This window comes from Actinoplanes sp. NPDC089786 (genome assembly GCF_040684855.1).
Classification (GTDB): Bacteria; Actinomycetota; Actinomycetes; order Mycobacteriales; family Micromonosporaceae; genus Actinoplanes.
Genome location: NZ_JBFBGU010000020.1, coordinates 118,109 through 143,676, shown reverse-complemented (window position 1 = coordinate 143,676; position 25,568 = coordinate 118,109). Strand labels below are relative to the sequence as shown.

Sequence of the window (25,568 nt, the reverse complement as noted above, 5' to 3'; positions counted from 1 at the left end):
GTGAACACCATGGAAGCGCTCCGGCAGCTGCTGCGCCAGTCGCATCATGCCCGGCCGGAGGACCTGCCGGAGATGGCCATGCGGGCCGCCCCGTCCGTGAACGCCACCGCCATGATCATCTATCTGGTGGACCATCAGCAGCGGGTGCTGCTGCCCCTGCTCGGCGGCTCGGCCCCGCACCGCGCGTCGACCACGGTCGACGGCACCCTCGCCGGCCGGGCGTACTCGCTGGTCAGACCTTGTGTGAGCGAGGGGGACGAGGCCGGCGCCCGGTTGTGGTTGCCACTGCTCAACGGCAGCGAGCGGATGGGCGTGCTCGAGATCGTCTCGCCTTCGGCGCTCGATGAGCGGGCGGTCGACGACTGCGCCCTGGTGGCGACCCTGCTGGCCGAGCTGGTGATCACGCGCAGCTTCTACAGCGACACCATCGAGCGGGTCCGCCGCCAGGAGCCCATGCGGCTCGCCGCCGAGATGCTGCGGGCGCAATTGCCGCCGCTGTCGTTCTCGACCGGCCACCTCGTCATCAGCGGCATTCTGGAGCCCTGCTACGACGTGGGCGGGGACGCCTTCGACTACGCCGTCAACGGCGACACCGCGCATCTGGCGCTGTTCGACGCCGCCGGGCACGGCTCCGCCGGCGGGATGCGCGCGGTCATGCTCGCCTCGCTCGCCCTCGCCTCGTACCGCAACGCCCGTCGCGCCGGCCTGACCCTGATCGACAGCTACCACCACATCGACGACGCCGTCCGCGCACACGACAAGTTCGGCATGATCACCGCGGTCCTGGCCGAGATCGACCAGCGCACCGGCGTCCTGCGGGTGATCTCGGCCGGACACCCCAGCGGCATCGTCATCCGGCAGGGCCGGGTGGCCAAGGTCCTGCCCACGCCGACCGCCCTGCCCGTCACCCTCGGCGACCGGCGACCGCCGGTGATGGTCGAAGAAGCTCTCGAACCTGGCGACCGGATCCTGCTCTACACCGACGGCATCATCGAGGCACGCTCGGCCGAGGGCGAGTTCTTCGGCATCGAGCGGCTGACCGACTTCGCCGTCAAAGCCTCGGCCGACCAGCTTCCCGCTCCGGAAACCGCCCGCCGGCTGGTCCACGCGATCCTGAAGTACCAGGACGACCGGCTGCAGGACGACGCCACCATCCTGCTCGCCGACTGGCACAGCCCCGCCCCGGCGGACTCCGACACCGAATTGATCGTCGTACCCGCCGACCACCTGCTCGAGCCGTGACCGAACGGCGTGGGCGGCCGGGTCAGCGGTTGACGTAGGCGGCCAGGCCGCCGAGCTCCTCGCTGGCGATGAACACCGATCGCACGTTGATGATGGCTTCCTCGACGTGGTCGGGGCAGCCCCACGCCGCGTCACCCCAGGAATCGGCGATCTTGATCTCGGCGGGCGCGGTGCAGCCGGGCCGGCCGCCGAGCTGGCAGTGCTCGGGGTGCGGCATGGCGGCCTGGGCGGCCGCGGCGGTGCGCATCCGGGCGGTGAGTTCCGCGGCGGCGGCGGCCCGCCGCTCGGCCTCGGCGCGCAGGTGCCGCTCCGCGCTCACCACTTTGGCCAGTTCGTCGTGGGCGGCCTTGGCGCGGGCTTCGGCGGCCTGTCGTGCCTGCTCGCTGTGGTGACGTTCGATGGCCAGGGCGGCGGTGCCGGCGAAGACCGCGGCCAGGGCGAGGTCGGTGTCCTGCGGGACGCGCGGGGTGCGGTGGTACATGGCGAAGGTGCCCAGCAGGCCGCCGTCGCGGGTGGTCTCGATGCCGATGACCCGGATGCCGGTCACGGTGCCGTCGGCGTCCCGGCGCGGCTCGTAGGTGAAGTCGAAGAACGCGTCGCGCGCCTGCGGGCCGGCGCCGAGCGTGACCCGGACGTCACGACCGGTGTAGGACTCGCCGGTGCGGTAGACCTGGTCGAGCCGGGTGATGAAGCCCTGACCGGCCAGTTCGGGTCACCTTGCTCGAGCGTGACGCCCAGCTGGGCGGGCGCCTCGCGGCGTGGCCACGCATCGTCGCGGACGGCTCGCGGCAGATGGTGGAGCACGGGTTCCACGGCTTCTTCCGCCAGTACTACAACTGGCACAACGTGCTCCGGCGGATCGATACCGAGCTGTCGTTCCTGCGGCCCGCCGGCCGGTATCCGGTCGTCTCCCGGCATTGGCCCGAGGAGAGCTTCTCCGGGCTGCCCCGGCGGCCACCGGCCAACCTGCTGGCCCTGGTGGCCCGGTCACCCAGCCTGAAACTGCGGGAGCTGCGCGGGGTCGACGGCCAGGCCGCCGTACCGCTGCTGAGCTATTCCCGCGAGGAGACCTATCGCCGCTTCGACCACATCTCGGCCAAGGATTTCCTCGACACGCTGGGCATGCCGGCCCGGGCCCGCGCGCACCTGTTCGACGTCTTCGCGCACTCGTTCTTCAACCACCAGGAGGACATGTCCGCGGCCGAGATGATCATGCAATTCCATTTCTACTTCCTGCGTAATCCCGAGGGGCTCGACTTCGACGCGCCCACCCAGGACTACGAGACGGCGATCTGGGCGCCGCTCGCCGGGCAGTTGCAGGCCCTCGGCGGCGACATCCGCACCGGGGCGGCGGTCCACCCCGGATCGATCCGGGGTGGACCGTGACCCTGCGCGGCGGCGCCGAGCTGACCGCCGATCACGTCGTCCTCGCGACCGACCCCCGCTCGGCGCGGGAGATCGTCGCCGGCTCGCCGGGGCTGGCGGCCGTCGCGCCGCGGCTGGCCGCCCAGATGGCGACGGTACGGACGGCGCCGCCCTACGCGGTCAGCCGCATCTGGACCGCCCAGGACTGCGCGCCCCGGCGCAGCGTCTTCACCAGCGTCGCCGAAGAGGCCACCCTGGACTCGGTGACGCTCTACCACCGGATCGAGCGAGCCGCCGGCCAGTGGGCCCGCCGCACCGGTGGGAGCGTGATCGAACTGCACGCGTACGCGGCGCCGGACGGTGTCGGCGCCGCCGACCTGACCAAGCGGATGTGGGCCGAGCTCGGCGCGCTCTGGCCGGAGACCACCCGGATGGCCATCGTCGACGTCGAGGAACGGGTCGGCGACGACGCGCCCGCCTTCGCCCCGGGCAGCGATGCCACCCGGCCGGGGGTGCGGTCCGACGCGAAGGGTCTCCACCTCGCCGGCGACTGGGTCCGCGTGCCGTTCCCGGCCGGCCTGATGGAGCGTGCGGCCGGCTCCGCGATCCTCGCGGTCAACGCCATCCTCGGTGACCACGGGGTCCGGCCCGGGCCGCTGCTCTCCGTCGCCCCTCGAGGCCTGCTGGCCCCACGAGGCCGCCGCCCCTGAACGGCCTGCTGGCCCCACGCGGGCACCGCCCCTGAAAAGGCCGGCGGCACGAAAAGCGATCGCCGCCGACGACCTTCGCCCCTAGGGTGGCCGTGGCCTCTTCCCCGACACTTCCGAAGGTTGTCCATGCCCCTGCCCAAGCGGCCCGACCGGCGCCTGGTGCGTACCGATGACTCCTGGCTCACGCTGCCCAATCCGACCGACGTGCCGGTGGAGATCTGCGCCGGCCCCGAGGTTCCGATCGAGTCGGCGGCGATCGACGAGCTGCTCACCGTGCTGGAGACGGACCGCACGCTCAGGGAGCTGGGCCAGGCGACGCCGGGGCTGGAGTTCGAGCCGCGCATCGACCGGGTGGTGTGCACCCCCGACTTCCACAAGGGAGCCGGCATCCCGATCGGCACGGTGCTGCGTACCGTCGGCGCCCTGGTGCCGCAGGCGGTCGGCAACGACATCAACTGCGGGATGCGGGTGGAGGTCACCTCGCTGACCGTCGATCGGGTACGGCCACATCTGGACCGCCTGGAACGGCGGCTGCGGCACCTGTTCTTCGAGGGCGGCCGCCGCATCGGTCTCACCCCGGCCCACCGCGAGGGGCTGCTCCGCGACGGGCTGCCCGGGCTGATCGCCGAAGGTGTCCCGGCCGACGCCGACGGCGCCTGGGGGCAGGTCGGCCCGGACGACACCGCCGACCTGGGCGGGCGGCTGCACGCCGCCGGATATCCGGCCCGGTCCGCGGACGCGTTCCGGGACTGGATCACCAGCGGTGGCGGGACGAGCTACGACAGCATCATCGGCAGTGTCGGCGGTGGCAACCACTTCGCCGAGTTGCAGTACGTCTCGGCCATCCACGACGGCGCGGCGGCGTACGCGTGGGGTCTGGCTCCTGGTCGTGTGGTCCTGATGGTGCACACCGGCTCGCTCTCGCTGGGCCACCAGGCCAACGCCACGGGCCACGACCAGGCTCGGGCCGCCTGGCCCCGGACGGTGCCCAGGCCGGCGAACCGGATCCTGCCGATGCTGCTCGACGAGCGCGGCGCGGCCGGGCGGGAACGCTATCTGACCGCCTTCGCGAACGCGGCCAACTTCGCCGTCGGCAACCGGTTCTTCCTGGCCATGATGCTGCGGGCCGGCCTGGCGAGCGTCGCCGGCGACCCCGGTTCCCGGCTGATCTACGACGCGCCGCACAACCTGATGTGGCCGGGCGCGGACGGTTCGGCGGTGCACCGGAAAGGGGCTACCCCGGCCGAGCTGGGTGAGCCGGTCATCGTGCCCGGGTCGATGGGCGCGCCCAGCTACCTGTTGCGCGGGCTCGGCAACGACCGCGCCCTGGGCAGCGCCTGCCACGGCGCGGGCCGCAGCATCCCGCGGGGCGCCACGGCCCGTGGCAGCGACGCGGAGCTGGACGCCTTCCTCCGTGAGTTCCGGGTCGTCACCCCGCTCAACCATCGCGACCCCGCGGTGGCCGGTCGGCGCGACATCATCGCGGCGTGGCGTCGCGACCTCAAGCAGGAGGCGCCCTGGGCCTACAAGGACGTCGGCCCGGTCGTCGACACCCTGCGCATGGCCGAGGTGGCCCAGCCGGTCGCGGAACTCCGGCCGATCCTGACCGTCAAGGGCTGATCCGGCTCACACTCTGATCGGGTCGTGGATCTGCCTGCGGTAGGCCAGCGCCACCGCGTGGGCGCGGTCCCGGGCGCCCAGCTTCATCAGCAGGTTCGACACGTGGTGCTTGACCGTGCGGACGGTGACCACCAGGCGTACGGCGATCTCCTGGTTGGACTCGCCATCGGCGATCCGGGCCAGGACCTGCTCCTCCCGCGGCGTGAGATCGCCGCGGGCGGGTGGCGGCACCGGCTGCCGCCGGCACAGTTCGAGCAGCCGGCCGCCGATGTCACTGCTGGTCCAGCCGTGGCCGGCGTGCACCGACCGGATCGCCTCGACCAGCCCGGCGATCGGCTCGTCGGCGGCCACGATCGCGCCCACCCCGGCGGCCGCGGCCGCGCACAGCAGGTCGTCGGCCGGTGCGGGCGGCGCGAGCAGGACGGTCCGGGCCGGAGCGGCCGCGCGGCCCAGCTGTTGTCGCAACACCACGTCGGCGTCGCCGGTCAAGGCCATCACCAGGTGCTCGTGGTCGCGCAGGACGGCTTCGATGCCCACACGCAGCACCGCGTTGTCGATATCGATCAGAACTCTGGTCGTCGGCTGGCACTGCATCGTTCTCCCCGTGTTGTGACGATCAACGATTCCGGAGGAGCCCGCGGCCGGTCCAACCCTTTCGTTTCTGGTCGAAGCCTGTCCCCTGGTACAGGTCGCAGGACTGGACCAGGGCCGGATGTCCGGCACCGCCCCGATCCATAGCGTCGGTGGGGCGGCGATCCCGTCGCCACCTCGCCATGACCGAAAAGGACAAGAGGGCAGCATGACGATGACCCGGATGGCGCGACTCATCGCCGCTACCGCGTTCGCCACCGCGGCCACGGTGCTGCCCGCCGGCAGCTTCGCGAGCGCCGACGGTAACCACCGGACGTCGTACGAAACCTTGGCGAACGCCGCCGACAACGCGGCCGCGGACAAGGCGTTCGTACGATTCGTCGCGCTTCGACATCCACAGTCGACAGTCCGGGCGGCGGCGTGGCTGGCGCTGCTGAGCAGCACGCCGGACGCGGCGATCGCGGAGTTCCTGGCGTCGGGGTACGAGCCGGCCCGGGCCCGGGCGGCGGCGCAGGACCAGCAGGACCTGGACTTCGCCAAGCGGATCCTGGCGACGCACATCGCGGCGTACGCGCCGGAAACCCATGCCGCGGCGAAGCGGGCGGTGAACGGATCGGCCGCGGATCGCGAACGATTCGCCCGCACCGGGTACGCCGAGGCCGCGGCCCGGGACCGTCAGGTGCGGGAGGCCGACGGGACCCATGCCGCGGCGCTGGCGCAGGCCGACCGGGACTTCGTGGCGGCGCTGCGCGACTCCGATCCGGGCGCGCAGGTGCGGGTCGGCGCGGGCTACGCGTTGCGTGCCGGTGCGACGGACGCCGATCTGGTGGAGTTCTTCGCGTACGGCTGGAACAGCTCGGCGAGGCTGGATCTGGAGTTGCATCAGAGCGCGATCGCGGACAACGACGTGCGGTGGCGGGCGACGATCAACCGGCTGACCGCCGACGCGCGGGCGGCCGAGACGGCGGCGCGGGAGGCCTCCGGCGAGGCGGCCGCCGCGGCCCGGGCGCAGGCCGCGACGGCGTGGCGCACGGTGGTCGAACAGACCACGCCGGCCCGGTCGGCCTGGCGCCAGGCCGAGGATGTGGCGGCGGCCCAGGCGGCCTCCTGGCAGGCGATCGCGCTGGCCGCCGCGGCGGCCGAGAGCGTGAACTGGGAGTCGATCGCCTCGTCGTCGGTGTCCACGGCGGCCGCGTGGAGCACCGAGCGGGACTCCGCGGCCGAGCAGGCCCGGTACTGGACGGCGCTGCTGGACCAGGCTCGCGCGGCCGAGCTGGAGATGACCGACCCGCCCGGCTGACCCCGCGGCGACCACCACGCACCGTCTGTTCCGACTTCACGGGGGTTCATCATCAACATCACCCGGCTACGCGCCCTGATCGTGGCTACCGTCACCGCGGCGCTGGTGGTGAGCGGCGCGGATGCCGCCGCCGCCACGCCTCCACCCAGAACCGAGGCGCCGTCGGCGACGCGTGATCTGCGTGAGCCCGCGGCGCCCGGCGACACCCCGTCGTTCGATCCGGGGACCTTCACGCCACCGGAGAAAGCGTGGGACGGGGAGTCCGGAGTCGCCGACATCGGTGATCCGCGGATGCGCGCCCTCGTGGTGGACATCGCCGGCCTCGCCGAGGACGCCGAGGTTCGCACGGCGGCCGACGCGGCCCTCTCGGCCGGCACGGCGCAGGCGGTCGAGGACTTCCTGGTCTCCGGCGAGGACGCGGCGAAGGCGCTGGCCAAGGCGCGTAAGGCGAAGACCGCCAAGGAGAACAAGGACAAGATCACCGAGCTGGCGGGTACGGGCGGACCGGTCTTCAACGCCGAGGTCCAGCGGGTGCTCCACGGCACCGACTACGACCGCGAGTCGTTCCTGATCTACGGGGCGGACCTGGCCCGGGCGCGGGACGAGAAGACGACCGCCGACGCGAACGCCCGCGCGGGTCAGCTCCGGGCCCGGGTCCAGGTGCTGGCGGACCTGCCCGACTCGGAGGTCTCCCGGGCCGCGCGGACGGCGATCGCGTCCGGCGACAGCGCGATCGCCGCGTTCCTGAACGGTGGGTACGCGACGGCGGCCGCGAAGGACGCCGACGCCCGTGAGCGGTACCTGGCCGATCAACGCGCCCGGGAGGACGCCGCCGAGGAGCTGTCCGAGCTGGCCCGGAGGGCCGCACGAGCCTCCGCGGCCCGCCGGAACCTGGTGGTGGCGCACGGCGAAGGCGTCCAGGCGCTGCGCCGGTCGGCCAACTCCCTCGTCTCGGCCGGGAACGAGGCCCGCAAGGCCGAGCAGATCCTGGCCGCCAACACCGCCGCCAACCGTCATCCGGCGGACGCCTACGACGGGGTCAAGGCCGAGGTGTCCCGGCAGGTCGGGTACGCCGAACAGGCCTCGGCGGCGGCCGTGCAGGCCTCGGCCCGGGCCCAGGCGGAAGCGCACATCCTGGTCGAGGCGGGCCTGCCGTACGGGATCGAATGGGCGCGGATCGCACAGGGCATGGCTGCCGCGGCGCAGGCGGCGCAGGCCGCGGCGGTCACCGCCCGGCACGCGATCGACGCCACGGCCGCCACCGGTGCGGCCCGTGACGCTGAGGAAAGGGCGATCGCGCACGCCGAGCAGGCGAGAAAGTGGCGCGAGTACGCGCAGGAGCACGCCAAGGCGGCGGCGGATCTCGCGGCGGCGGCGGCGAAGCAGGCCGACGCGGCCAGGGACGCGGCGGCTCGGACGAGGGCCGCCCGGCTGGACGCCGAAGCCGCCGAGGCACGGGCCTGGGCGGCCGCGAAGCGGACCCGGGACCAGCGGATCATCGCCGAGAACGAGGCGACCAAGGCCGCGGCGGCGCGGCAGCGGGCCGAGGCCGAACGTGCGACGGCGGCGTCGGCGCGGGCGCGGGCCGAGTCCCAGGCCGCGATCGCCAGTTCCGCCCGAGGACAAGCCGAACAGCTGGCCGGCGTGGCCCGCACCGCGCGGGAGAACGCCGAGGCGCAGGAAGGTTTGAGCGCCACCGCCCGATCCCGGGCCGAAGGCGCCGAGAGCACCGCGGTGACCGCGCGCGACCGGGCCCAGGCCGCCGAACGGGACCACCGCACGGCGGACGCCAAGGCCGCCGCGCTGGAGGCCGGCGCCGCGGCCCAGGCCGGCGGGCCGGACGCCGCGAACGCGCGAGCGGCCGCCACCCAGGCCCGCATCGAGGCGACCACCGCGCGCGGCGCGGCCACCGGTGCGCGATCGGCGGCGGACACCGCCACCGGCGCCGCAGCCAACGCCCGGGCCGCGGCGACCGAGGCCACCCGCGCCGCGGCCCGGGCCCGAGCCGCCGCGCAGGAGGCCGAAGCCGCCGCCGCCCGGGCCCGGGCCGCCGCGGCGAACGCCGAACGCGAGGCGGCCACCACCCATCACGAGGCGAGCCGGTCGAACGCTGCCGCCGCCGAGGCCACCGCACAGGAGGCCAAGGCCGCGGAAGCCGCCCGGGCCGCGGTCCGGCTGGCCGAGGACGCCGCGCAGGAGGCCGCGGCGGCGTTCCGGGCCGCCGGTCGGACCAGGGACGAGGCCGTGGCGGCCACCGCCGAGTCGGTGTCGGCCGCGACGCAGGCCACCACAGCCGTACGCGCCTCTACGGCGGCCCGGCAGGCCTCGGCCGGCATCGCCGACCCGGCCAACACGGCGATCACCATCGTCGCACCGTTCACCGGGTCCGACCTGGACGCCGATTTTGTCATCGAGGTCGCCGAGCAGGCCACCAAGGTCGGCGCCGAACAGGTGCGGGCCGCCGAGACGCGGGCCACCGAGGCGATCGCCGCCGCGACGGCCGCCGCCGAGGCGGCCGCGCGGGCCAACGCGGACGTGAAGCCGGCCTATGACGCCGCCGCCGCGGCAGCGCGGTCCGCGGCCGACGCGGCTCGTTCGGCCGCGGACGCCCAGGGCGCCGCCGCCGACGCCGCGGTCGACGGCGCGGACGCCCGGGACGCCGGCGCGCGGGCGAACCAGGCCGACGCCCAGGCCCGCCAGGACGCGGTCCTGGCCCGTACGGCCGCCAACCGGGCGAGCAACGACGCCGCGATCGCCGGTCGCAGTGCCGCCGCCGCCGAGAACGACGCCGCCGCGGCCCGCGGCGCGGCCACCCGCGCCGAGAATGACGCCGCCGCCGCCCGCGGCGCCGCCAGCGCGGCGGAAGCCGACGCGACCAGGGCGGAAACCGCCGCCGACAACGCCAAGAAGAACGCCGACGCCGCGACCCAGGCCGCCAAGAACGCCATGGACGCGGCCATCGCGGCGCAGGAGGCCGCCGACCGGGCCGAGGCCGCGGATCGGGCGGCGGAACGACAGGCCCGGGACGAGGCCGCCGCCAAGGACGGCACCGGCGGGATCGGCCTCAGCCCGGATGACGAGAACTACATCAAGGCCGTCTGCATGGGCGAGCCCGACCCCGAGCAGTGCATGACCGAGATCCGCGCGGACATGGCCGCCGCCAACAGCGGCATCGTCGATTTCCTCATCGAGAACGGCGCGCAGGTCCTGCTCGAGGTCATCGGCTGGGAGGACCTCAAGGCCTGCTTCACCGAGGGCGACATCGAGGCCTGCCTCTGGACGGCCGCCAGCCTCATCCCGTGGTCGAAGCTCGGCCCGGTGGCCAAGGCCTTCTTCAAGGTCGCCTCGGACATCGGCACGTTCCTCTCCCGGTCGGCGAAGGCCAAGAAGGCCGTCGAGAAGATCAAGGACCTGCTGAAGCTCGGCAACAAGGCGTGCAAGGTGCCCGGCAAGAGGGCCGCCGCCGGTCACCTCAGTACGGCCACCGATCCCGAGGACGCCATTCCGCTGGCCGGGTGCACGCCCGGCATGAAGGTCAGCGATGTGGTCAGGGCGATGGCGGAGGAGACCAAGCGGCTGCTCGTCGAGAAGTACGGGTTCGCCAGCTTCAACGATGCCGGCCAACATCTCTGGAAGGGCGCGAACCGGAATGGGGAGAACCTCAAGACACCGGAGGTTCTGGAGCTCGTACGCCAAAAAGGAATGACCAAAGAGGACCTGGAGTACATCAGGAATTACTTCGCCTCCGTTGACCAGCACAGCGTCTTGCGAGAAAAACCGAACCCGAGCGCCAAGCCCCGCGCCGAGATGTTCGCGTGGATTATCGAGCAGTTAGGTTGACGCGATGAAGCTGCTGATAACCACCGACGGTGAGCCCTTGCGTGTGATCTTCGAACCGGCCGGAACAGAGGTGCTGCTTCCGGTCGGCAAGAACATCATCGTCGAGATCACCGGCGATGAGATGGGCGAGCTCGGGCATGAGCCGGGCTGCCTGCTGATCTGGAGCGGCCTGGGCGGGAGCCTGCGTGCCTGGTGGTCGGAGGGCCGGAATCACGTGGGTGAGGAGATCCTGACCTATTCGTAAGTGGGGCACGTGACGAGAAGGGGTTTTCTGGTGCGAGCACGGGGGTTCGTGGTGCGGGGTTTTGTGGTGGTTGGTGTGGCCGCGTTGGTGTTGTCGGGGGTGGCGGTGCCGGGTGCGGAGGCTGGGGTGGCGCGGCCGGTGGCGGGGCGGTCGGCTGCGGTGGCTTTGCCGGAGGCGACGGAGGTGGAGAAGGCGCGGGCGTTGGCGGCGGTGGGGATTGTCGCTGATGGTGAGTGGATTATTTTGCCGGATCGTGGGTTGGTGAGCCGGTTGTTGACGGATGTGAAGTCGGTGCCGTTGGTGGAGGTGCGGGCGAGGGCGCGGGCGGCGTTGGATGTGGAGGGTTCGGACGCGGCGACGTTGTTCATCCGTTCGGAGATTTTTGTGGCGGTGGAGAAGGACGAGTCGCGTATTCGGCAGGAGCAGTTGGCGCGGCAGTTGGCTCGGGAGGCGAAGCAGCGGGCGTTGGCGTATCTGGAGTTGGCGGCGACGCCGGAGTTGTTGGATCTGCCGGATGATCAGTTCATTCGCCGGGTTGGCGCGTTGATGGTGCAGCCGTGGGCGGTTCGGGTGCAGGCGGGGGTGAACGCGGCGTTGCGGGGTGAGGCTCCGGAGTGGAAGGTGTTTATCGAGTCGGGTGTGATCGTGGCGCATCGGGCGGATGTGGATGCGTTCATTCAGGAGCAGCACGACAAGACCGAGGCGGAGCGGGAAGCGCTGCGGCAGAAAGACATAAAGCGCCGGGCCGCGTCGGTGGTCGCGTGGGCGCCCACCGAGGGCGAGCTCACGCTGGCCAACGACAACTTCATCCGCAAGATCCGGGACAAGGCGGTTACCGGGTCGGAGGTGTCGGCCGCGGCGTTCGACGCGATCCTCAGTCCCGAACCGGCCGTCTGGGCCGCGTTCATCGAGACCGGCATCCATGCCGCCAGCGCCCGGGACAAGCAGATCGCCCTGGACAAGGAGATCGCCGAGAACCGCAGACTGGCTCTGGAGATCCAGACCAGGGCCGAGAAGACCCTCGTCCGGCCCGCCCTCGTCGCGGCGGCGAAAGCGGCGCTGGCCGGCACCCCGGCCGACGTCGCGCTGTTCCTGCGGGCGGGCCAGTTCGACGCGCTCGCGCAGTCGATCCGCAGCACCACCCCGAAGCGGGCCGGCTGGTGGGTGCGGAGCGCCGTCGGTGACGCGAGCCTGACCTCGGGCGATTCCGCGGGGGCGCCGCCCGCGCCGATCGCGGACGTCACCTGGAAGGTCGTCGACGGTTTGGCCGGCGAGGGCTGCTTCTCGTTCGAGTCGACGCAGCGTCCCGGTCACTACCTGCGGCCGGTGGGGTTCCGGGTGCAGTTGCAGCCGAGTGACGGCAGCACCGAGTTCAAGAACGCCGCCACCTGGTGCGCGAAGAAGGGGCTGGGCGGTCCCGGGGTGTCGCTGGAGGCCAAGGCCCAGCCGGGCCGGTACCTGCGTCACCTGGGCGCCGAACTCTGGATCGCCGACAACTCGGGCGCCAACGCGTCCGACCGGGCCTGCGGCTTCAACGAGAACGCGACCTGGCTGATCGACGCCCCCGGCCCGCAGACCGCGCCGAAGCCGGCTCCGGTCAAGGACCCGTGCTCCGACGTGGCCTCGTTCTACGACTACAGCAACGCCGACACCGGGCTGTGGCTGTTCAACGGCGTCGGCGGCGGCACCGTGTCGACCAAGCTGGCGTGGCGCCCCGGGGCCGGTCAGTGGGACGCCAACCGGGCCAAGCCGGTGGCCGGTGACTTCAACGGCGACGGCAAACTCGACATCGGCGCGTTCTACGACAACGGGGGCAACACCACCGCGCTGTGGCTGTTCGACAACGTCCGGGGCCCGGCGGCGCCGCGCAAGGTGTGGGAGACCGGTGTCGGGCATTGGGCTCTGAGTTCGAGCACGCCGCTGGCCGGCGACTTCGACGGTGACGGCAAGGATGACATCGCGGTGTTCTACAACTATGGCGGTGGGCATACCCGGCTCTTCCTGTTCGACCGGGTGTCCACCCCCGGCAGCGAGCCGTACAACCACGTGACCTGGGACTCGGGTGCCGGCCAGTGGGACCCGAACCGGGCCAAGCCGGTGGCCGGTGACTTCAACGGCGACGGCCGGCTGGACATCGGCGCGTTCTACGACAACGGGGGCAACACCACCGCGCTGTGGCTGTTTGACAACGTCCGGGGCCCGGCGGCGCCGCGCAAGGTGTGGGAGACCGGTGTCGGGCATTGGGCTCTGAGTTCGAGCACGCCGCTGGCCGGCGACTTCGACGGTGACGGCAAGGATGACATCGCGGTGTTCTACAACTATGGCGGTGGGCATACCCGGCTCTTCCTGTTCGACCGGGTGTCCACCCCCGGCAGCGAGCCGTACAACCACGTGACCTGGGACTCGGGTGCCGGCCAGTGGGACCCGAACCGGGCCAAGCCGGTGGCCGGTGACTTCAACGGCGACGGCCGGACCGACCTCGCGGCGTTCTACTCCTATCCCGACGATCAGACGCGGCTCTGGGCCTTCGACGCTGTGAGTAGCACGAATGCCGCCCCGCGGGCCGCGTGGGACTCCGGTCCGGGCAACTGGGCCTGGGGTCGCGGCCGCCCGGTGAGCTGATCACGTACCTGACACGTCGTTACCAAAGCTGGAAGAGAGGGATGCCCGGTGAGAACACGGGGTTTTGTGGTGGTTGGTGTGGCCGCGTTGGTGTTGTCGGGGGTGGCGGTGCCGGGTGCGGAGGCTGGGGTGGCGCGGCCGGTGGCCGGGCGGTCGGCTGCGGTGGCTTTGCCGGAGGCGACGGAGGTGGAGAAGGCGCGGGCGTTGGCGGCGGTGGGGATTGTCGCTGATGGTGAGTGGATTATTTTGCCGGATCGTGGGTTGGTGAGCCGGTTGTTGACGGATGTGAAGTCGGTGCCGTTGGTGGAGGTGCGGGCGAGGGCGCGGGCGGCGTTGGATGTGGAGGGTTCGGACGCGGCGACGTTGTTCATCCGTTCGGAGATTTTTGTGGCGGTGGAGAAGGACGAGTCGCGTACTCGGCAGGAGCAGTTGGCGCGGCAGTTGGCTCGGGAGGCGAAGCAGCGGGCGTTGGCGTATCTGGAGTTGGCGGCGACGCCGGAGTTGTTGGATCTGCCGGATGATCAGTTCATTCGCCGGGTTGGCGCGTTGATGGTGCAGCCGTGGGCGGTTCGGGTGCAGGCGGGGGTGAACGCGGCGTTGCGGGGTGAGGCCGCGGAGTGGAAGGCGTTCATCGAGTCGGGCGTGATCGCGGCGCATCGGGCGGATGTGGATGCGTACATTCAGGAGCAGCACGATAAAACTGAGGCGGAGCGGGAAGCGCTGCGGCAGAAGGACGTGAAGCGGCGGGCGGCGTCGGTGGTCGCGTGGGCGCCCAGCGAGGGTGAGCTCACGCTGGCCAACGACAACTTCATCCGTGCGATCGAGGAGAAGGCGGCCGCCGGCTCCGAGGTGGCCGGGGCGGCGTTGGCCGCGTTGCGCTCGCCGCAGCCGCCGGTGTGGGCCGCGTTCATCGAGACCGGCATCCATGCCGCGAGCGAACGCGACAAGCAGATCGCCCTGGACCGGAAGGCCGCGGCCGACCGCCGGCTGACGTCCGAGATCAAGGCCAGGGCCGACAACAGCCTGGTGCACCCCGCGTTGTCGGCGGCGGCGGCCACGGCGCTGGCCGGCACGCCGGGCGACGTCGACCTGTTCCTGCGGGCCGGCCAGTTCGACGCGCTCACCCAGTCGCTGCGGACCACGAGCCCGAACCGCAAGGGCTGGTGGGTGCAGAGCGGACCCGGCGTCGCGGCGGTGAACCACCCGGACCCGGGTTCGGCCGCGTCGGTGCCGGTGGCCGACGCCACCTGGAAGGTCGTCGACGGCCTGGCCGGCGAGGGCTGCCACTCGTTGGAGTCGACCGGCCATCCCGGCCACTACCTGCGGCCGGTGGGGTTCCGGGTGCAGTTGCAGCCGAGTGACGGCAGCACCGAGTTCAAGAACGCCGCCACCTGGTGCGCGAAGAAGGGGCTGGGCGGTCCCGGGGTGTCGCTGGAGGCCAAGGCCCAGCCGGGCCGGTACCTGCGTCACCTGGGCACCGAACTCTGGATCGCCGACAACTCGGGCGCCAATGCGCACGACCGGGCCTGCGGCTACCAGGACAACACGACCTGGCAGGTCGACGGGCCCGACCCGAAGGCGACAAAACGCCCCGATCCGGTCCGCGCCGAATGCGTGGCCGAGTGCCCCCAGGCCGTGTCCACCTATGTGGTCCGCAACGATGGACAGCTGCGCCAGTACCAGCACGCCGACCCGTTGAACGGCGGGTTCACCTGGGTCGACGGGGCCGGCAAGGAGATCGGCCAGGGCTGGCTCGGCGCCCGCACCGTGGCCGGGCCGGACGGTGTGGTGTACGTGGCGGTGGACAACGGCGAACTTCGCCGGTTCCGGTGGAACGGCACCGGCTGGGATGTCACCGACGGGGCGCAGTACAAGGTCATCGACCGCGGCTGGGAACGCTACGCCACCGCCGCGTACCGCAACCGCATCACCGTCGACACCCGGGGCGACATCTACACGGTCGAGCCGGACGGCCGGCTGCACTGGCGCTCGTACCAGCCCGCCACCGGGTCGTGGGAGCACCGGACGCTCGACGGCGACTGGTCAGGGTACGACCTCATCGTCGCCGCCGGCACCGGCGTGATCTACGCGCGTACGCCGGCCGGAGCCCTGTTCCGCCATCACTACGACGCGGCCCGCAACCAGTGGGCCCAGCAGGCCAAACCGGCCGGGTACGGCTGGCAGATGTTCTCCTCGATGTTCTCCGCCGGCGCGGACATCCTGTACGGCGCGCACGGCGGCAACGGGGGAGAGCTGCTCTGGTACCGCTATCTGCCCGCCACCGAGACCTGGGCGGACACCGGCAGCGGCACCGGCCGGGTGGTCGGCACCGGCTGGTACGGCGAGTACAACCTCACCGCGGCTCCGGACGCCTGCCGGCTGAACTGACCTGGTGACGACCGATCGGCCCGGCATCGTGGTGAGGTGCCGGGCCGATCGTGGGATGGCCGGGATCGGCCACTGTGAAACGTTGCAACTGGGAAAGCGCGCTCCTAGGTTCAGGAAATGCGGATCCGCAGCGCCACCGCCATCGGCGCGATCGTCGCCACCCTCCTGGCCGCCACGGCCACCCCGGCCGTGGCCGGCTCCGGTCCGTCCTGGGCGCGGTACGTGGTCGCGCCGTCCTCACGCGCCGTCAAGCCGGTCCGGATCGTCGCCACCACCGGCGCCGTGACCAACCCGCACGGCCTGCTCGGCCAGGGGGTGACGACCCTGTCCCGCCCGCAGCCGGCGCCCCGTCCGGCCTGGGCCGCCGGCGCCACCGCGACCGCGTCCTCGTTCCACGCGCCCAACAACGGCAACGACGGGCAGCCGCGTACGTACGAGCCCGGCAACGCGATCGACGGCGTCACCGACACGTTCTGGAACGACGACACGATCGCCGCGTTCCCGGACGTCCTGACCATCACCACGCCGGCGGCGGTGGCGCTGCCGGGCATCACGCTGCTGTCGAACCCCGACGGGGTGATCAAGGACTTCACCGTCGAGACGTGGAGCGGCAGCGCCTGGCAGCCCGCCGCGACGGTCGCCGGCAACACCGCCATCCAGGTGCGGGTGCCGTTCACCGCGCCGGTGCCGACCACCCAGGTGCGGATCACCGTCACCGGGGTCCAGTCGTCCGGGAGGGGCGACTTCACCCGGGTCAACGAGGTCTACCCGGGGCTGGTCGCCGACGAGCCCGTACCCAGCGTCACCGTGGACTTCGGCCAGGTCGTCGCCGGCTACCCGGTGCTGCGGCTGGCCGGCGCCTCGGCCGGGAACCCGGGACTGCGGCTGGCCTTCTCGGAGACGAAGCAGTACCTCACCGACGTCTCCGACTTCACCCGGTCGTACAACGGGGACCGGATCACGCCGGGCACCGACCAGGTCGCGGTGAAGACCGAGCCGTACACCTGGACGGACACGCACGGTTGCGCCGAGGGGACCAAGGTCTGCGCCGACGGCCTGCACGGCTTCCGCTACCTGAAGATCAGCCTGGACGCGCTGGCCGCCGACGCGCCGCTGACCCAGCCGTACGGCAAGGTCAAGATCGACGGGGTGTCGCTGGACTTCACGCCGTTCCTGGGCACGCCGTCGAGCTACACGGGATGGTTCGAGTCGTCGGACAAGCAGCTCAACAAGTACTGGTACGACGCCTCGTACACCAACGAGCTGAACACCGACACCTTCCGCTCCGACGACGTTGACCCGCGCGGCGCCGACTCGCCCACCCTGCGCGGCAAGCTGGTGCTGCACGACGGGCCGAAGCGCGACCGGGACCCGTACGTCGGTGACGTCGCGGTCTCGGGCCGCACCGCCTACCTGACCCACCACCAGGTCGCGGAGGCCGCGAAGAACGTGCTCGCCGACCTGGCCGACCACCAGCGCCCGGACGGCTGGATCCCGCCCGCCTCGATCAACAACTACACGCTCCCGCTGTTCGACTACCCGCTCTACTGGGTCACGAGCAGCTGGGACTACGTGCTCTACACCGGCGACACCGGCTACGCCACCACCTACTACCCGCACCTGCTCAAGGTGCTCGACACCTGGTACCCGACGCTGACCAACAGCCGGGGCCTGCTGGAGAAGGGCCTCAACGGCACCGGCGGGTACGGCGACTACGCCTTCCTCGGACGCACCGGCGAGGTCACCTACTACAACGCGCTCTACGTCATGGCGCTGCAGAACGCCGCGGAGCTGGCCGAGGCGCTCGGCCACGCCGATGACGCCGCCCGCTGGCAGGCCCGCGCCGGGACCGTCGCCGCCGCCGTCAACACCCACCTGTGGGACGCGACCGCGGGCGCCTACCTCGACTCCAAGGTCGGGCCCGTGCGGCACGGCCAGGACGGCAACGGGTACGCGGTCCTGACCGGCATCGCCGACCCGGCGCGGGCCACCAGCGCCCTGGGCTACCTGGCCACCAGCACGGCCACCCCGTACGGCAACTCGTTCATGGACAACAACACCCTGGTGCCGGACGGCCGCGACCGCGTCTACGCCTTCACGTCCTACCCCGAGATCCAGGCCCGCTTCCGCGCCGGCCAGGCCGAGTCCGCCATCGACGAGATCAAGCGGCTGTACGGCTGGATGGCCGCCCACGACCCCGGCATCACCGGCTGGGAGGGCATCGGCGCCGGCGGCTCGCACTACCAGGGCCCGTACACCTCGGCCGCGCACGGCTGGTCGACCGGCGTGCTGCCCGCCCTCACCAACGAGCTGCTCGGCGCCACCCCGACCGGCGTGGGCTTCTCGACCTGGTCGGTGACCCCGCACCCGGGCACGGTGAAGTGGGCCAACGGCCAGCTGCCGACCCCGCACGGCCCGCTGCGCGTCTCCTGGGCCACCGGTAAGGGCCGGGTCGCCTTCACGCTGACCGTCTCGGCGCCGCGCGGCACCTCGGGCGACGTCACCGTGCCCACCGGCGGCCAGGCGGTCAAGGTCTTCCTCGACGGCCGCCCGGTGCCCGGCGCCACCCTGCGCGGGCTCACCGGCCGGCACACCATCACCGTCACGAAGATCGGATCCTGACCATGAAGTTCCTCGCCCTGCTGGCCGGGACCTCGCTCCTGGTCGCGGCGGTGGCGCCCGCGCCGGCCGCCGCCGCGGATCCGGACCGCCCGTGGGAGCACAACAACTTCGCCCCGGCGAGCCGTACGGTCACCCCGAAGCAGGTGTTCCGGACCACCGGGACCGTGCTCCAGCCGCGTCCCGGCGCGGCCGTGCTCACCGGCGCCGGCTCCTCGATCACCTACGACTTCGGCCGGGAGGTCGGCGGGCTCGTCACCCTGCGCTTCGGCACCGGCGGTGACCCGGGTCAACGGCTCGGCCTCGCCTTCACCGAGTCGTCGCAGTACGTGGGCACCACCAGCGACGCCAGCAACGGCGGCAGCGGGGCCGACCTGTCCCTGCACACCGACGTCACCCCGGGCGGCACCTGGACGATGCCGCGGGCGTCACTGCGCGGCGGCTTCCGGTACCTGACGCTGTTCGCGGAGTCGGCCGGCTCGATCCATCTCAACCGGGTGTCGCTGGAGATCTCGTTCACGCCGTCCATGACCGACCTGCGCGACTACGCCAACCACTTCCACTCCAGCGATCCACTGCTCAACAAGATCTGGTACGCCGGGGCGTACACCGTGCAGACCAACACGATCGCGCCGGACACCGGCCGGGTCTGGGGGCCGCCGGCCACCGGCTGGGACAACAGCGCCACGGTCGGCGCGGGCAGCGAGATCCTGGTCGACGGGGCCAAGCGTGACCGTACGGTGTGGCCCGGCGACCTCGGCGTCTCCGTACCCACCGCCTTCGCCTCACTGGGCGACCTGGTGCCGACCCGCAACGCGCTGACCACCCTCTACGACCACCAGACCGCGGCGGGCCAGTTGCCGTACGCCGGGCCGCAGGTCAACTTCTACGGCTCCGACACCTACCACCTGTGGTCGCTGATCGGCACGGCCACCTACTACCAGTACACCCACGACCGGCCCTGGCTCGACACCGAGTGGTCCGGCTACCGGCGCGCGGTCGACTACATCCTGGCCCAGGTCGGCGCGGACGGCCTGCTCACCGTGCGCGGCACCGCCGACTGGGCGCGTGGCAACCAGGGCGGCCGGAACATCGCGGCCAACGCCCTGCTGCACCAGACGCTGGTGACCGGGGCCGAGCTGGCGACCGTACGCGGGGACACCGCCCTTGCCGCCACCTGGACCACCACCGCAGTCCGGCTGAAGGCCGCGGTGAACGACGTCCTGTGGGACGAGGCCGCCGGCCGGTACCGCGACAACCCGGACAGCGACCTGCACCCGCAGGACGGCAATGCTCTGGCCGTCTGGTACGGCCTCGCGCCCGCCGACCGGGCCGCGCGGGTCAGTGCCGCGCTCACCACCAACTGGAACACCTTCGGCGCCACGACCCCGGAGAACGGCGGCCAGATCTCCACCTTCCCGGGCTCGCTGGAGGTGCAGGCTCACCTGGTCGCCGGGGACGCCACCCGGGCCCTGGAGCTGATCCGCCGCGAGTGGGGCTACATGCTCAACTCGCCGCTCGGCACCGGCAGCACCTTCTGGGAGGGCTACCTGGTCAACGGGCAGTTCGGCTACGGCGGGGCGTACATGAGCGCGGCGCACGGCTGGGCCACCGGGCCGACCTCGGCGCTGACCTTCTACGTTCTCGGCATCCGCCCGACCACCGTGGACGGCGGGTATGTGATCCATCCCGAGCCCGGCGACCTGAAGAGCACCGAGGGCTCGCTGCGGACGCCGTTCGGGGACATCGCGCTGGCCTGGCGGCACGACAAGCCGGCCCGGACGTTCACCGCCGAGGTCGACGCGCCCGCCGGGGCGGTCACCCGGGTCGACGTCCCGACGTTCGGGGCCCGCACCAACGTCACCGTCAACGGGCGGCTGGCCTGGGACGGCCGGAAGGGGCACGCCTTCGGCGCCCGGCTCGAGAACGGGTACGTCGTGCTCACCGGCGCCCCGCGGCGGGCGAGCGTCGTCAGCACGGCGATCGGCAACGTCCCCGAGACGCTGGCGGTCGCGGTGACCTCGGCCGGGACCACCCCGGTGATCGCCGGGCAGCAGCTGTCCGTCCCGGTCACCGTCAGCGCCACCGGCGACCGCGTGGTCAGCGGCACGGTGACCGCGACCGTGCCCCAGGGCTGGACCGTCACCCCGGCCCCGTTCGCCCTCGACACCCGCAACGGCCCGGGCAGCACGGTGGTCCAGGTCGGTGTCCGGCCGCCGGCCGGCACCCGTGGGGGTACGGCGTCAGCCGCCATCACCGCGACCGGCGCCGGGACGACCGCGAGCGCCACCGTGCCGCTGCTCGTGTTCGGCGCCTGGCCGGCCGGCACCACCGCGACCGCGTCCAGCTTCCACGCGCCGAACGTGCACAACGGCCAGACCCGCACGTACGAGCCGGGCAACGCGGTCGACGCCACCCTGGCCACCTTCTGGAACGACGACACGTCCGGCGGCTATCCGGACACGCTCACCGTCACCGCCCCGCAGCCGGTGCGGCTCGACGGCGTCGGCTTCGCCTCGCTGGTCGACGGCGTGCCGACCGACTTCACCGTGCAGACCTGGGACGGCGCCACCTGGACGACCCGGGCCACGGTGACCGGCAATACCGCCCTGTACCGCTGGATCCCCTTCGACCCGGTCTCGACCAGCCAGGTACGCGTGGTCGTCGCCGCTTCCCAATCCCAGAACGGCGCCTTCAGCCGGATTGCCGAGGTAACCCCGTGAGACGTCCGGTCATCGCCGCTCTCGCCCTGCTCACCGTCCTCGCGGGCGCGACACCGGCCGCCGCGGCGCCGGCCGGCACCGCTGCCGCCCCGAACGCCCTGAAGGTGGCCGGGCAGGCCGCCGACGCCCTGGTCGGCTCGCCGCATCCGGCCCTGTCCTGGGCGCCCCGGGACTCCCGGCGCGGCGAGGCGCAGAGCGCCTACCAGATCAAGGTCTCCGACCACGGCCTGGTCTGGGATTCCGGCCGCGTCGCCTCGGACGCCTCGACCGGCGTCGCGTACGCCGGACCGGCGCTGCTCGCCGACCACACCTACTCCTGGTCGGTGCGCACCTGGAACCGGCGGGGACAGGCCTCGCCGTGGTCACGGCAGCAGCGCTTCGACGTCGGGCCGATGGCGGTGGGGGACTGGTCGGCCTCCTGGCTGCGGGTCCCCGACGGCGCCCTGGCCCGCCGCACGTTCGACGTCACCAAGACGGTTGCCCGGGCCCGGCTCTACCTCGCCGCCCAGGGCCTGGCCGAGCCGCACCTCAACGGCGCCGTGGTCGCGCCCGAGCGGCTGCTCGACTCGTCCGTCACCGACTACGCCAAGCGGGTCCTCTACCGCTCCTTCGACGTCACCGGCCAGATCCGGCGCGGGTCGAACGCGCTCGGCGTGATGGCGAGCCAGGGCCAGTTCTACGCCCCGCCGACCTTCCTGGCCCAGCTGTCGCTGACCTACGCCGACGGCTCCCGGGCCGTGATCGGCACCGACGGCTCCTGGCGCAGCGCGGCCGGCCCGGTCGTCCGCGCCGACTTCTACTACGGCGAGACCTGGGACGCCCGCAAGCAGATCGCCGGCTGGGACACCCCGTCGTTCGACGCGTCCGGCTGGGCCGCCGTCGCCGAGTACGCCCCGGTGGCCAAGCCGGCGAGCCTGGCCCAGGGCCGGCCGGTCACCGCCGCCGACGAGACCGCCTGCTGCGGCTGGTCGCGGGCCGCGCTGGTGGACGGCATCGACCGGTCGGTCGACGGCAGCCAGGGCTATCACTCGGCCACCGCCGCCTCCGCCGACAGCACCAAGTGGGTCCAGGTCGACCTGGGCACGAGCCAGGCGGTCAAGAGCCTCACCCTGTTCCCGGCCCGGCCCACCAACGATCCGGCCGGGGACTTCCCCGGCGCCGGCTTCCCGGTCCGGTACGCGGTGCAGATCAGCGACGACGCCGACTTCACGAACGCGCGTACCCTCGTCGACCGCACCGCCGCCGACCAGCCCAACCCGGGCGTCACGCCGGTGTCGATCCCGGTCGACGGCCAGGGCCGGTACGTCCGCGTCACCGCCACCAAGCTGCCCTGCCGCGACACGTCCTGCACGTTCCGCCTGGCCGAGCTGAGCCTCTACGGCGCGAACCCGGCGCTCACCTTCGGGCTGAGCCGGCTCGAGGCCGACGTCAGCCCGCCCACCCGGATCGTCTCCACGCTGGAGCCGGTCCGGGTCACCACCCCGGCGGCCGGTGTCCAGGTCTACGACTTCGGCCAGAACTACACCGGCCAGGTGACCCTGCGGGCGTCGGCGCCGGCCGGCACCACGGCCGTCATCACCAAGGGTGAGCTGCTGGACAGCGCCGGGCGGGTGACCACGTCGAACATCAGCTTCAACGACGGCGAGCCGCCCCGTCAGCAGGACCGGTACATCTTCGACGGCTCGGGCGAGCAGACTTGGATGCCCCGCCTCAACTACGCGGGCTTCCGCTACGCCGAGGTGACCGGGCTGCCCGCCGGCACCGGCCTCACCGTCACCGCGGCGGTGATCCACACCGACGTCGCGCCGGCCGGGACGTTCAGCACCTCCGACCCGCTGCTCAACCGGATCCAGGACGCGCTGGTCCGGACCCAGCTCAACAATTTGCAGGGCATGCCGCTGGACTGCCCCACCCGGGAGAAGCGCGGCTGGCTCGGCGACGCCGGCGACACCGAGGCCGAGGCGATGGCCAACCTCGACATGCAATCCCTGTACGCCAAATGGCTGGCCGACATCCGGACCAGCGCCAACAGCAACGGCAGCATCCCGTCCGTCTCACCGGACCAGGGTGAGGGCGACCGCTTCTTCACCGATCCCGCCTGGGCCACGGCCTACCCGCAGATCGTCTGGGACAGCTACCAGCAGTACGGCGACCCGACGGTGCTGCGCGACAACTACGACAGCGTCAAGCGCTGGGTCGACTACCTGGCCACGATCAGCGACAGCCGGCACATCGTGCGCAACGCGCCGGGCTCGTGGGGTGACGACTGGCTGTCGACCGTGAGCACCCCGCACGTCTACTTCCAGACGCTGTTCTACCTGCTCGACAGCCGCCGGCTGGCCGACATGGCCACGGTTCTGGGCCACGCCGACGATGCGGCGAACTACCGCCGGCTGGCCGGGGAGATCACCGCGGGCTTCACCGCCGAGTTCTTCGACCCCGCCACCGACACGTACGGCGCGGGCACCCAGCTGGCGTACGCGATGCCGCTGGCCATCGGCATCGTCCCGGCCGGCCACGAGCAGGCGGTGCTGCGCAAGCTGGTGCAGGACATCGTCGCTCACGGCAACCACGTCACCACCGGCTTCGTCGGCACCACCTTCGTCTACCAGGCGCTGGGCAAGTACGACCGTAACGACATCGCCCTGGCCATCTCGCAGCGCACCGACTTCCCGAGCTTCGGCTACATGCTGGCCAACGGCCCCGGCACCATCTGGGAGAAGTGGACCAACTCGTCGGCGGCGGACGGCACCTCGTCCAAGGACCACATCGGCCTGGCCGGCTCGATCGGCCAGTGGTACTACGAGCAGCTGGCCGGGATCCGCCGCGAGTCGGCCGGCTGGCGCACGCTCACCCTCGCGCCCAGCGTGGTCGGCGACCTGACCCGGGTGAACGGCTCGCAGGACACGGTCCGGGGAAAGGTGGTCAGCTCCTGGCGCCGGTCGGGCAGCACGCTGACCTACCACGCGGTCGTCCCGGTCGGCAGCACCGCGACGATCGAACTGCCGCTGCTCGGCGGCCCGAATTCGACGGTACGCGAGGGTGACCGGGTGATCTGGCGGGCCGGCCGCCCGGCCGGCACCGTCCCGGGCCTGACCGTCGGCGGGGCGGCCGGCAAGGTCCTGACGATGACCGCGGGCTCCGGCGACTACACCTTCACGGTGACGCCGCCGGCCACCCCGGTGACGGCACTGACCGTGACCTCGGCCGGCGACAACCCGTCCCCGATCACGGCCGGTCACCGCGGCGACGTCTCGGTCCTGGTCGAGGGCAGCTCCACCGGCGGCGGCAACGCACGCCTCTCGGCCGAGGTCCCGGCCGGCTGGACGGCCGAGCCCGCCCCGGCGGCCGTCCCGCTCCGACCGTCCACCACGGCCACGCTGGCCTCGCTGCGCCTCACCGTCCCGGCCGGAACGCCGGGCGGCACCTACCCGGTGACCGTCACCGCGCGGGCGCCCGACGGCACCCGGGCCACCGCCACGATCAACGTCATCGTCTTCGGCGCCTGGCCGGCCGGCGCCACCGCGGCGGCCTCCAGCTTCCACGAACCCAACATGGTCGACGGCGCCACCCGTACCTACGAGCCCCGGAACGCGCTCGACGCCGACCCGGCGACCTTCTGGAACGACAACACCGAGAACCAGTACCCGGACACCCTGACGATCACCGCGGCGACGGCCGTGCCCCTGACCGGGGTGGGCCTGAGCTCGCACCGCGACGGCGTCCTGACCGCCTTCGACGTGCAGACCTGGGACGGTGCGACGTGGACGACCCAGGCGACGATCACCGGGAACACGGCCACGAACCGCTGGATCCCGTTCCGTGCCCCGGTGACCACCACCCAGGTCCGGGTCGTGGTGAACGGTTCACAGAACCTCTACAGCCGCGTCGCGGAACTGACCCCGTGACGAGTTGTTGACACGGCGGAAACATCCAGCTACGTTGCCATGAAACGATTCACATCGATCCCGGGGCGGTTCGTGAGGGGGCAGGATGTCGACCACGGCCGAACGTCCCCGCCTCCTCGACGACGACGACGTGGCCGTCCTGGCCCTGCTGGCGCAGGGCCTGCCGGTCGGCACGGTGGCCCGCCGGTTGGGGATGTCGGAACGGACGCTCCGCCGGCGGACCCGGGCGATCTGCGACGCCCTGGAGGTCCCGGCAGTGATCACGGCGGTCGCCTGGGCCGCCAAACGCGGTCTCCTCTGACCGCTAGCGATGAAACGTTACAGCCCCGAGTTACCCGTCCTGATCGGATTCGGCCCATGCGCTTGCGCCGCGGTACCACATTCGTCGTCGCTCTC

At 72.3% G+C, this 25,568-nt stretch carries 15 protein-coding genes; 13 read left to right on the top strand and 2 right to left on the bottom strand.

All coding sequences use genetic code 11. The annotated features are described in order from the left end of the window. Positions 1-9 precede the first annotated feature (9 nt). A complete protein-coding gene (locus AB0O15_RS37470; protein ID WP_364329334.1) occupies positions 10-1,242 on the top strand; it encodes a PP2C family protein-serine/threonine phosphatase in 1,233 nt (410 codons plus the stop codon). 22 nt (positions 1,243-1,264) lie between these two features. Here the strand turns inward: AB0O15_RS37470 and AB0O15_RS37465 are convergent, their stop codons facing one another. Continuing rightward, complete coding sequence (locus tag AB0O15_RS37465; RefSeq protein WP_364329218.1) at positions 1,265-1,789, bottom strand: hypothetical protein; 525 nt, start codon at positions 1,787-1,789, stop codon at positions 1,265-1,267. Positions 1,790-1,959: 170 nt separating this feature from the next. On the opposite strand from AB0O15_RS37465, the gene AB0O15_RS37460 reads away from it, so the two are divergent. From AB0O15_RS37460 to AB0O15_RS37450, 3 genes are all read left to right on the top strand, one after another. Next, complete coding sequence (locus AB0O15_RS37460) at positions 1,960-2,628, top strand: FAD-dependent oxidoreductase (RefSeq protein WP_364329216.1); 669 nt, start codon at positions 1,960-1,962, stop codon at positions 2,626-2,628. Further along, the gene (locus AB0O15_RS37455; protein WP_364329213.1) at positions 2,625-3,317 is read left to right on the top strand and encodes an FAD-dependent oxidoreductase; all 693 of its coding nucleotides are present in this window, start codon (positions 2,625-2,627) and stop codon (positions 3,315-3,317) included. The genes AB0O15_RS37460 and AB0O15_RS37455 overlap by 4 nt, the downstream gene beginning before the upstream one ends. A 126-nt stretch (positions 3,318-3,443) precedes the next feature. Beyond that, positions 3,444-4,937 carry an RtcB family protein gene (locus AB0O15_RS37450; protein ID WP_364329211.1) on the top strand — a complete coding sequence of 498 codons (1,494 nt, stop codon included), beginning with the start codon at positions 3,444-3,446 and terminating at the stop codon, positions 4,935-4,937. A gap of 6 nt (positions 4,938-4,943) precedes the next feature. Here AB0O15_RS37450 and AB0O15_RS37445 read toward each other — a convergent pair whose 3' ends face one another. Beyond that, the gene (locus AB0O15_RS37445; RefSeq protein WP_364329208.1) at positions 4,944-5,483 is read right to left on the bottom strand and encodes a LuxR C-terminal-related transcriptional regulator; all 540 of its coding nucleotides are present in this window, start codon (positions 5,481-5,483) and stop codon (positions 4,944-4,946) included. Between the two features lie 268 nt (positions 5,484-5,751). Between AB0O15_RS37445 and AB0O15_RS37440 the strand changes: the two genes are divergently transcribed. The 9 genes from AB0O15_RS37440 to AB0O15_RS37400 all read left to right on the top strand — a co-directional run bounded on the left by AB0O15_RS37440 (position 5,752) and on the right by AB0O15_RS37400 (position 25,473). After that, positions 5,752-6,828, top strand: a complete 1,077-nt coding sequence (locus AB0O15_RS37440) for a hypothetical protein (protein ID WP_364329205.1) — start codon at positions 5,752-5,754, stop codon at positions 6,826-6,828. Between the two features lie 81 nt (positions 6,829-6,909). Next, entirely contained in the window at positions 6,910-10,668 is a 3,759-nt protein-coding gene (locus tag AB0O15_RS37435) for a hypothetical protein (protein ID WP_364329202.1), read from the top strand. A gap of 4 nt (positions 10,669-10,672) precedes the next feature. Then, entirely contained in the window at positions 10,673-10,912 is a 240-nt protein-coding gene (locus AB0O15_RS37430) for a hypothetical protein (RefSeq protein WP_364329199.1), read from the top strand. A gap of 261 nt (positions 10,913-11,173) precedes the next feature. Further along, on the top strand, positions 11,174-13,534 hold the full coding sequence (locus tag AB0O15_RS37425) for an AbfB domain-containing protein (protein ID WP_364329196.1): 2,361 nt from the start codon (positions 11,174-11,176) through the stop codon (positions 13,532-13,534). Between the two features lie 264 nt (positions 13,535-13,798). Next, positions 13,799-15,922 (top strand): tachylectin-related carbohydrate-binding protein, encoded by a 2,124-nt coding sequence (locus AB0O15_RS37420; RefSeq protein WP_364329193.1) that lies wholly within the window; start codon positions 13,799-13,801, stop codon positions 15,920-15,922. 117 nt (positions 15,923-16,039) lie between these two features. Next, positions 16,040-18,544 (top strand): alpha-L-rhamnosidase C-terminal domain-containing protein, encoded by a 2,505-nt coding sequence (locus AB0O15_RS37415; protein ID WP_364329190.1) that lies wholly within the window; start codon positions 16,040-16,042, stop codon positions 18,542-18,544. Between the two features lie 2 nt (positions 18,545-18,546). Beyond that, entirely contained in the window at positions 18,547-21,264 is a 2,718-nt protein-coding gene (locus tag AB0O15_RS37410) for a discoidin domain-containing protein (protein ID WP_364329187.1), read from the top strand. Further along, on the top strand, positions 21,261-25,172 hold the full coding sequence (locus AB0O15_RS37405) for a family 78 glycoside hydrolase catalytic domain (RefSeq protein ID WP_364329184.1): 3,912 nt from the start codon (positions 21,261-21,263) through the stop codon (positions 25,170-25,172). Before AB0O15_RS37410 ends, AB0O15_RS37405 begins: the two co-directional genes overlap by 4 nt. Positions 25,173-25,257: 85 nt before the next feature. After that, positions 25,258-25,473 (top strand): helix-turn-helix domain-containing protein, encoded by a 216-nt coding sequence (locus AB0O15_RS37400; protein WP_364329181.1) that lies wholly within the window; start codon positions 25,258-25,260, stop codon positions 25,471-25,473. Positions 25,474-25,568: the final 95 nt, after the last annotated feature.